The 9,249-nt window shown below is 34.4% G+C and carries 5 protein-coding genes; 2 read left to right on the forward strand and 3 right to left on the reverse strand.

Translation table 11 applies throughout. The features are described from left to right. Positions 1–60: 60 nt before the first annotated feature. From cdd to porU, 3 genes are all read right to left on the reverse strand, one after another. On the reverse strand, positions 61–543 hold the full coding sequence (gene cdd, locus ACIQ0M_RS09690) for a cytidine deaminase (RefSeq protein ID WP_396151675.1): 483 nt from the start codon (positions 541–543) through the stop codon (positions 61–63). A 70-nt stretch (positions 544–613) separates the two neighbouring features. Then, on the reverse strand, positions 614–1,792 hold the full coding sequence (porV, locus tag ACIQ0M_RS09695) for a type IX secretion system outer membrane channel protein PorV (protein WP_396151677.1): 1,179 nt from the start codon (positions 1,790–1,792) through the stop codon (positions 614–616). 39 nt (positions 1,793–1,831) lie between these two features. Further along, positions 1,832–5,695 carry a type IX secretion system sortase PorU gene (gene porU / locus ACIQ0M_RS09700; protein ID WP_396151679.1) on the reverse strand — a complete coding sequence of 1,288 codons (3,864 nt, stop codon included), beginning with the start codon at positions 5,693–5,695 and terminating at the stop codon, positions 1,832–1,834. Between the two features lie 208 nt (positions 5,696–5,903). On the opposite strand from porU, the gene gldJ reads away from it, so the two are divergent. Both gldJ and murF read left to right on the forward strand, forming a co-directional pair. Continuing rightward, positions 5,904–7,619 (forward strand): gliding motility lipoprotein GldJ, encoded by a 1,716-nt coding sequence (gene gldJ, locus ACIQ0M_RS09705; RefSeq protein WP_396151681.1) that lies wholly within the window; start codon positions 5,904–5,906, stop codon positions 7,617–7,619. Between the two features lie 67 nt (positions 7,620–7,686). Next, on the forward strand, positions 7,687–8,970 hold the full coding sequence (gene murF / locus ACIQ0M_RS09710) for a UDP-N-acetylmuramoyl-tripeptide--D-alanyl-D-alanine ligase (RefSeq protein ID WP_396151683.1): 1,284 nt from the start codon (positions 7,687–7,689) through the stop codon (positions 8,968–8,970). Positions 8,971–9,249: the final 279 nt, after the last annotated feature.

Here is a 9,249-nt window from a genome sequence, read left to right on the forward strand (position 1 = left end):
CTTAAAATGACAAACTTTATGAAAAGTTATTTACGATAACGTTATAGTTGACTTTAGTATTTATAAGTAATTTTTATCAAATACTAATGGTAGTAAGTTGGTTAATGAATCCGATTTATAAATTTCTCCTGATTCACCCATAAAGAATATTTCGATGGGCGTATTTTGTTTAAATTCATATTCAGCAATTGATTGGCGACATGATCCACAAGGAGGAATAGGTGAGGTTACCGGCTTTTCATCTGCAGTTGCGGAGATAGCTAATTTTAAAATTTTGGCATCGGGATAAATGGCTCCTGCCTGAAAAATGGCTACACGCTCTGCACAAAGTCCGGATGGGTAAGCCGCATTTTCTTGATTGGAACCTAAAACTATTTTCCCATTATCAAGTAAAATTGCTGCACCAACTCTAAATTTTGAATAAGGGGCATAGGCTTTTTTTCTAATTTCAATAGCCATTTCCATCAATTCCTTTATTTCTGATGGCAATTGTTCTTTGCTTTCGTAAACAGAAAATTCGGTTGTAATTGTAATTTTTTTCATAGTGTATAGCGGAAAAAAAATCCAAACTTCATTGTTGAAATTTGGATTATTTTTAATTTATATTGATTGATTAATATTCATCATATTTATCTCCAAAATTAAACGTTAAGGAGAAACGTAATGTGTTTTCAAGAGGATTTCGTACTTTAGAAGCAGAGAATAAATAGGAAACGTCTAATTTGATTACAGTGTATTTGAATCCGGCTCCAAAAGAAAAATATTTTCTAGCACCTTTTGTTTCATGCTCATTAAAATAGCCTAAACGAAGTGCAAATGAGTCCTGATAATTATATTCTGCACCCAAAGCCCATGTAAATTCTTTTAATTCCTCGCTAAATCCATCCGATGCATCACCAAATGATTGAAAAATACCAGATACCCAACCGATTCGTTGATAATCGTTTCTGCTTATGGTTTGATCTTCACTATCAATAATACCATCTCCATTTAGATCTTCAAGTCTTTGCGGCGAAGGTACTAGTAACTTGGTAACTTCGGCATTCAATCCAATTTTGTTGTATTCGTCAAAAATAAAATCGAAACCGGCACCTACACGCATATTAGCAGGGAGAAAATTCGATGTTAAATCTGAAACATCAGCATCATAATTAATTTTAGGACCTAAGTTTTGAAAGTTAAATCCAGCTCTCCATCTTCCGTTAAAGCTATCATAGGCCTCTTCTTCCGATTGATAATATCCGGCAAGGTCAAAAGCAAAAGAGCTAGCAGCCGAAGCATCTCCTTGTGTGTCTGGGATTCTTAATTGCGAACGAATGTAACGAAAGGCAACAGACGTAGAAAAACGTTCGCTTAATTTTAAAGCATACGAAACATCAACAGCCAATTCATTGGGCTCTACCTCTAGGGCAACGTCATCAAAATTTTGTCTCAACTCAATAGTTCCCAAACTAAAATAACGCAAACTTCCTCCAAAAGCACTTTTTTCGCTAATTCGATTATAGTAATTTAATTGACCTAATGAAATATCATTGACTAAATCAGTTAAATAAGGTGTATAACTTACACCAATACCAATCTTTTCAATAGCAAAAGCATATTTAGCAGGATTCCACTGTTGTGAATAAGCATCAGCAGAAGTAGCCACCCCAATATCAGCCATACCAGCTGCACGAGCATCTGCTGCTATCAATAAAAACGGAACTCCGGTGGTGATTACTCTATTTTGATCTTGTGCGGTAAGGTTCTGAAATGCTATTAGGCAAATTAAAAATACGGTTATTTTTTTCATTATAAATTCTGGATAATAATTAACAAATATAGTGTTTTCTTAAAGTATTACAAGTTTTTCTATTTTTTCAACTTTCTTGTTGGTGAGGTTAGACTTGACCGTTAGCTTATAAACATAGACTCCTTTACCTATTTTATCGCCAAAATCGTCTCTGCCGTCCCATGTAATCTCACGCGACAAAAAGCCTTCCGTGTTGATCACTTGGTTAATGGTTTTTACAATTTTTCCGGTAATAGTGAAAACTTGTACTTGTACATCTAAGGGTTCAAACGGACGGTTGTGTGAAAACCAAAATTGTGTGTAACTTACAAAAGGATTTGGGTAATTAAGCACATTGGTGAGACTAATTGTTTCATCACCCACCACAATAAATTGAATTTCTGCCGTGACCGGATTGTTGTAAACATCCCAAGCTCGAAACGTTATGGTATGTAAACCGGGAGCCAAATCTCTGAATGGGAAGCGAACTCTACCTTGGGTGTAATCATTTAATTCAGTTTCGTAGTAATCATTTAATACGTAGGGATTGTTTTCGTCACCATCTAAAATAGCTACGATATCGTGACCAATTCCGCTAGCGGTGTTGATTCCGTTTTCATCTTCTAAAAAAGCGAGGAAAATTGGACTAGCATTGGTGATTCCTCCTGAAATAAATGATTCATCATTCATGAAAAGCCGCACACGCGGACCAATATTATCTTCCGGAGCATTTTCGTTGATTCCACCAATTAAGATTGAGGTATCAAAACCGGTTTGGTCTTGTAAAACCGGGTTTGGGCTTTTTGCATAAAAACTAATTCTTCCATTTCCAACCGGAATAGAGATGTCTTTCGGAACAATAAATTCAATTTCAAACAAACCATTGGTAACCGTTGCATTACCTCTGAAAATTGTTTCACCTAACGTTTGAAAATTCATTAGAATTAAGTTGTTTGAGCTATTTCTTGTTCCATCATTACCTAATGTACTTCTGTTAACTGATTTATCAAAAATTTGAACGGCAATGTCTCCATTATAATTCGATAATAAAGCGTCTCCGTTGATATCTCTCACTTCTCCAGATATTTTCACCTTGCTCAAAGCATTAAAAACTAATGACGACGATTCGGCGGGCACATCATTTACTTTCGTAAGTACAATTTTTGGTTTTGGAATGGCCAATTTTAAAGCCGGATCTCCAACATAAAAAACCATCAAGGTCTGACTGTTATATGCATTTTTTGCTCTTCGCAAAGCTTCAGCAATGGTTGTTTCATCACTGGAATTTGGTCCGTATCCATATAAAAAGCTGGAAAAGCCTTCGTTAATTTGTTGCCCGGTTGTCACGCCAATTTGACGGGTTGTAGTGATTAATGAAATGGCACCTCCTGTTGGATTCCAGTAGGTGTATTCGCCTGCTGTGGGTCGAAAAGGGTTGTCAAATCGGGTAAATTCGCATGTTACGGTTACGATAAGTGGATAGCGATATTGATTATTTAAGTTTTGAGCATCTGTTTTTTCAAAAATACGTTCCGATGCTAATTGATCTTCGCCACCGTGACCAAAATAATTGAAAACCAATGAACCATTTTGGATGGCATTTAATAGTTCTTGTTTTAATTTAGGATAACGTTGTCCGCCCGCAGAGGCTTCTTGTACATAAGAGTCAGCATGAAATTTAAGTACATTCACAAATGGTTTTTCATTGTTAATCGTATTTCCGAGATTATCAATTCCATTTTGAATTTGATTTTCCCAGCTTTCATCCACATCATCAGAAACCAAAGTAAAATTGTTTCGCCATCTACCGTAGGAATTGATATCGTGGTATTGAATGATTTTATCAACCATTTCTTTGGCTTGCTGTAATGAAGAAACTAACATTCTTCCCACTGCAATATCCAAAGCTTCAAATCCGGGAAGATTACTTTGACTAATCATTCTCCCTTCATGCGGATCCATCATTCCGTAAAAATCATCCGTCATGGTTGAACTTAATAGTGATTCACTATTTAGACTATGAAAGACCGGGACAATGTTTGTATTGTTGGGTATTCTGTCTTTGTAATCAAAAGATGTATCACCAAACAGGTTGAGGTATTTTACTCTTTTAGAATCATCAGAAGCATTGAAATAGACGTATTTAACTAAATTTCTGATGGCTCCAATATCTTGTTTACCGGATGAGAATTCTTGATAAATTTTTTCTAAAGTAACGACTTTAACGTTCAAATTGGAATAATTTCTGTGGAAATTAGCCAATCTTTCAGCCTCTGAGACTAAATTGGTTGGAGAAATAATCAAGTAATCAATATCTTGAAATTGACCTTGAGCATTATTGAAAATAGTTCCCTTTATGTCTTGATTAACCACTTTTGATTGTGATTCGCGAAGTGGATTGTAATAATCAGAAGGCTCAAGGGCAATGTATTTTCTGGTTTCGCCTAAGTCTACTTTAAATGAAAAAGTAGCGTTACCTTCATTTTCGTAATTTGTAACATTATATATATCCGTAATATCCCAAACTTGCTGAATAGACGATGCACCGGATATTTGGTACTCTCCAACACCTATTAATGTAGCAGCAGATTCATTTTGAAAACGGAATTGTTTGGCATATCCTTGGAGATTCCTTTTTGCACGTGCAATTACATAATTCAAATAACCTCTTGCACTCGGAACTCCATTATTGTTATAGCTTAGTTCTAAGTTTACATCTTGAGTAGCAGGAATGCTGAATTGAGCAGTGCCGGAAGAAAACAAAACAGAGCTAAATGTTGGTATAGCTGTAAAGTTAATGCTTTGCGATTGTCCTCCTGCATTTATCGATAAGTTAGAGCTTGACAAAGAAACAGCAGCACTATTTACTGTAAATTGTATTGACGAATTATTAACAATATTAGGAAAATTAAAATTTAATGTAAGCGGAGTTTGGGAACTGAATTGTTCTCCATACCAAGTTCTTCCTAATCTTCCAATACTAATTAGGTCTTCTTCATGAAACTGATAATCATCAAAAGTTGTAAAAATAGTAGAAACCGGGTCGGTTGGCTGCAAAGCGGAAGTTATTCTTTTACCGCTTCCTCCCTGAGCAGTTACATAATAATACGACTTATCTTCATATAGATTGAGATGTGTTAAGCTTTCCGTATTCCAATTGTCCATTCCTTCAGCATAGAATAAAATGTAATCGTCCGGATTAAAAATTCCGTCTTCTTCGCCAACAAACAAGATTGCATTTTCAGCTAAATCGGAGGGATATTCAATACTATTTAATAGTGGAATCATTCTTCCGCCGTTGCCATATATTTTTATATTTCGAGGATCAACATTGACATTCATTCCAAGTTGACTTAAAAAATTTCTGGAAATTTTATAGACACCCGATTTTTCTATATAAAAACGATACCAATCTCCATTCGATAAAACTGAATTTTGAATAGTGCTGAAGTCGAAACTATTCTCATTTCTTTGTTGAAAATTAGTTGAATTGCTATATGAAATTCGAAATGATTTTACTTTCTTATACCCATCATTTGTCTTAATTATAGGTGAAAACGTCAATAAAACCTGTAGTAAATCCCTTGCTTTTCCGTTTTTTAAAGTAACATTAATGTTGTTCGGGATGTTTTTTAAGGATAAATCGCCAAGTTCACTTTGAGCAATATTTTCATAAATCAAAGCTGATAATTGAATAGAGTTTTCATCGATTGGAGAGGAAACCGTTACTTTCTGATTGTAGAATATTGATTTATTTACATCATCAAAAAAGAAGTTGTTTTGCTGGAATTGCGGAATGTTTAGTTGATGGTTTCCCAAGTCCAATAATCTGCTTTCCTGCCACGAAACAGCTATATCTATAGTGTTTTGAGCAATGCCAAACAAACCATTCAACATGATATAAAGGAGTAAAATCTTTTTCATAACAAGAAATAAACGCAATGGATGCAAATTTATTACAAGATATAAATATTTTGCAATGTTTTTAATTTATACTAAACAAATTATTTTTGCGTTTTAGGTTTGTTTATAAGACAATAAATTTGTTCTTTTGACAAAATTTTTAAAAAACTGTTGTAATATAAAGGTTAATTAGTATATTGCGGCTCTAAATTTATTACCTACTTAACGTATGAAAGTAAACAAAGTTATGACATTAAGATTGCTATTCGGATTGATAGTGATGTTTGGTTTTGCTAGTTGTAGTAAAAGTTCAAGCTCAAAAAATTCATCCACAGCAACCGGTTGGAAAATCAACGATAAAAAAGGTGGTTTTCAGTACGCATCAAACTTCAAGAAGCAAGAAGCTGCCCCTGGCTTGATTGCTATTGAAGGTGGGACTTTTACGATGGGAAAAGTTCAGGACGATGTAATCCATGATTGGAATAATACACCAAATCAGCAACACGTTCAATCTTTTTTCATGGATGAAAGCGAAGTTACCAACCTTATGTATATGGAATACTTAGATTGGTTAAAACGACTTTTTGATCCTAATGACGAAAATTACACAAATATCTATAACGGTGCTCTACCGGATACATTAGTGTGGAGAAATCGTTTAGGATATAATGAAACGATGACAAACAACTATTTGAGACATCCTGCTTACAAGGATTACCCTGTAGTTGGTGTAAATTGGATTCAAGCGGTTGAATTCTGTAAATGGAGAACAGACCGTGTTAATGAGGATATTTTGGAAAAAAATAAATTCCTCAAAAAAGATGCTAAATTAGCCGATGCTTCTGCTGAAAAATCATTTAGTACTGAAACTTACATTAATTCACCTTCTCAAGCATTTGGTGGTGATGAAGAAATTGTACTAAAAGGTAAAGGAGGTCGTGCAAAAGCAACTACAAATAAAGATGGAGAATCATCTGAAGCTAAAAATGTTTACGCAACACGTTCTTCCGGACTTATTCAACCTGAATATCGATTGCCAACCGAAGCAGAGTGGGAATATGCTGCTGTAGCTAATGTTGGTAACAGAGAATATAATTTGTATCAAGGAAAGAAGAAATATCCTTGGAGTGGTAGTTACACTCGTTCTGGTAAAAGAGTTGTAAAAGGTGATCAGTTAGCAAACTTTAAACAAGGAAAAGGAGATTACGGCGGAATTGCCGGATGGTCTGATGACGGTGCTGATATAACTCAAGTGGTTAAATCTTATCCACCAAATGATTTTGGTTTGTATGATATGGCGGGTAACGTTAACGAATGGGTTGCCGACGTTTATAGACCAAGAGTAGATGATGAAGCAAATGACTTTAACTACTACAGAGGTAACGTTTACATGAAAAATAAAATTGGAGAAGATGGTAAAGTTGAATTAATCACTTCAGAAAATATTATGTATGATACGTTAGTTAACGGTAAAATCATTGCTAGAAATCTTCCTGGACAAATTGCTCAAGTACCTGTAGACGAAAAAGAAACGTACTTAAGGCAAAATTTTGACAAGAGTGATAATAGAAATTACCGTGATGGAGATAAACAATCTATCCGTTTCTATAAATTTGGATCAGAAGAAGAAGGAGACAATAATGTAAGTGAGAAAAACAGAATGTATGATTCTCCAAAGCATCAAGTTTCTGTTGATAGTGCTTCTGCTGAAATGGTAAGAAAGTATGACAAATCATCTAAAAGAACTACCCTTATCGATGATAATGTAAGAGTTTACAAAGGAGGTTCTTGGAGAGACAGAGCATATTGGTTAGATCCAGCTCAGAGAAGATTCTTCCCACAAGATATTGCAACTGACGACATTGGTTTCCGTTGTGCGATGTCTAAAGTTGGACCAAAATCAAACAAAAAAACTGCTAAAGGAAAGCCAAAATCAACACGATAATTTTCTTTTGCAAATCATACAAAAAGCCCTTTTCAGGGCTTTTTATTTTTAAAATACTTTTGTTTTTATGGATATTGCTCAAATTCACGCCTGTTTTTTAAAGTGTACATCTGTTTCAATCGATACGAGAAGGATTGAGAATAATTCTTTTTTTGTGGCCTTAAAAGGAACAAATTTTGATGCTAACACATTTGCTAAAGAAGCTTTGGAAAAAGGAGCTAGCTATGTTTTAATTGATAATGGTGAATTCTATTTGAATGAACAAACAATTTTAGTTAACGATTGCTTAACGGCATTACAACAGTTAGCAAGTTTTCATAGGAAGTATCTAAACTTACCCATTATTGCCCTTACCGGAAGTAATGGAAAAACAACAACCAAAGAACTATTTCAGGTTGTGTTGTCTAGAAAATACAAGACTAAAGCTACATTGGGAAATTTTAATAACCACATTGGGGTACCACTTACCTTGCTTTCTTTTACCAAAGAAACAGAAATTGGTATAGTTGAAATGGGTGCAAATCATCAAAAAGAAATTGCTTTTCTATGTGAAATTGCCCAACCGGACTACGGTTATGTAACCAATTTTGGCAAAGCTCATTTAGAGGGTTTTGGTGGGGTTGAAGGCGTTATAAAAGGGAAATCAGAGATGTATGATTATCTTTCTGCAACTAATAAAAAAGTGTTTGTAAATCTTGATGATTCCATCCAGTACACTAAAACGATGAAAATGAATCAAATTACATTCAGCAATTCAACTCCTGATGGTTTTATTTATATCGATAAAATTGAAGCAAACCCCTTTGTTAAAATTAATTATGAAAATATAGAAATTCAATCCAATTTAATTGGACTCTATAATGCTACGAATATCATGGCTGCAATTACAGTTGGCCGTTATTTTAACGTTGATAATGAAGAAATAAAACAAGCTTTGGAAAGCTATCAACCAGACAACAATCGTTCCCAAATTATTTATCAAAACAGTAACGAAATTATTCTCGATGCCTATAACGCAAATCCAAGTAGTATGGATGTTGCTTTACAAAATTTTATTCAACTAGATAAAACTTCAAAAATTGCTGTTTTGGGCGACATGTTTGAGTTGGGTAACGAAAGCCATGAAGAACACAGAAGTATTGTAAAAAAACTCCGTTTAGAGGCAAATTTTAACTGTTATTTGATCGGAAAAGAATTCTATCTTGCAAAAGAACATCAATCAAACCTTCATTTCTTTCAAACGTTTGATGAATTTTCAGCATATTTAAAAGATAATCCAATTCATAATTCAATTATTTTGATCAAAGGTTCACGAGGCATGGCATTGGAACGTAGCCTTAAATATATCTGAAAATGTGATTTGATTTATAATTTTTTAAACTGTTGATTGCTTGCTATCCGCTACAAGTCTTCGTTCTTCGTGCCTACTCTCTGTGGGCTTTTCGCTAATCTTGTCATTAATAGGAACCAGGACACGAGCGATAGCGAACTGGCTAAGCTATCCCTTTCATTGTTTTCTGTGCTTCTTGTTAGAAAACTTAAAATACAGGTTTTGAACTTGAGCCTTTTTAATCATTCTAATCTTCGTGCCTTCTTAACTTTGAGGTAAAACAAAAGAATCTGAATCAAG

The sequence above is a fragment of the Flavobacterium sp. genome (genome assembly GCF_044339515.1).
Taxonomy (GTDB): domain Bacteria; phylum Bacteroidota; class Bacteroidia; order Flavobacteriales; family Flavobacteriaceae; genus Flavobacterium.

Coding starts and splice junctions, on each gene's coding strand:
- porU (WP_396151679.1), bottom strand. CDS start 5,695: ATGAAAAAGATTTTACTCCTTTATATCATGTTGAATGGTTTGTTTGGC.
- porV (WP_396151677.1), bottom strand. CDS start 1,792: ATGAAAAAAATAACCGTATTTTTAATTTGCCTAATAGCATTTCAGAAC.
- murF (WP_396151683.1), top strand. CDS start 7,687: ATGGATATTGCTCAAATTCACGCCTGTTTTTTAAAGTGTACATCTGTT.
- gldJ (WP_396151681.1), top strand. CDS start 5,904: ATGAAAGTAAACAAAGTTATGACATTAAGATTGCTATTCGGATTGATA.
- cdd (WP_396151675.1), bottom strand. CDS start 543: ATGAAAAAAATTACAATTACAACCGAATTTTCTGTTTACGAAAGCAAA.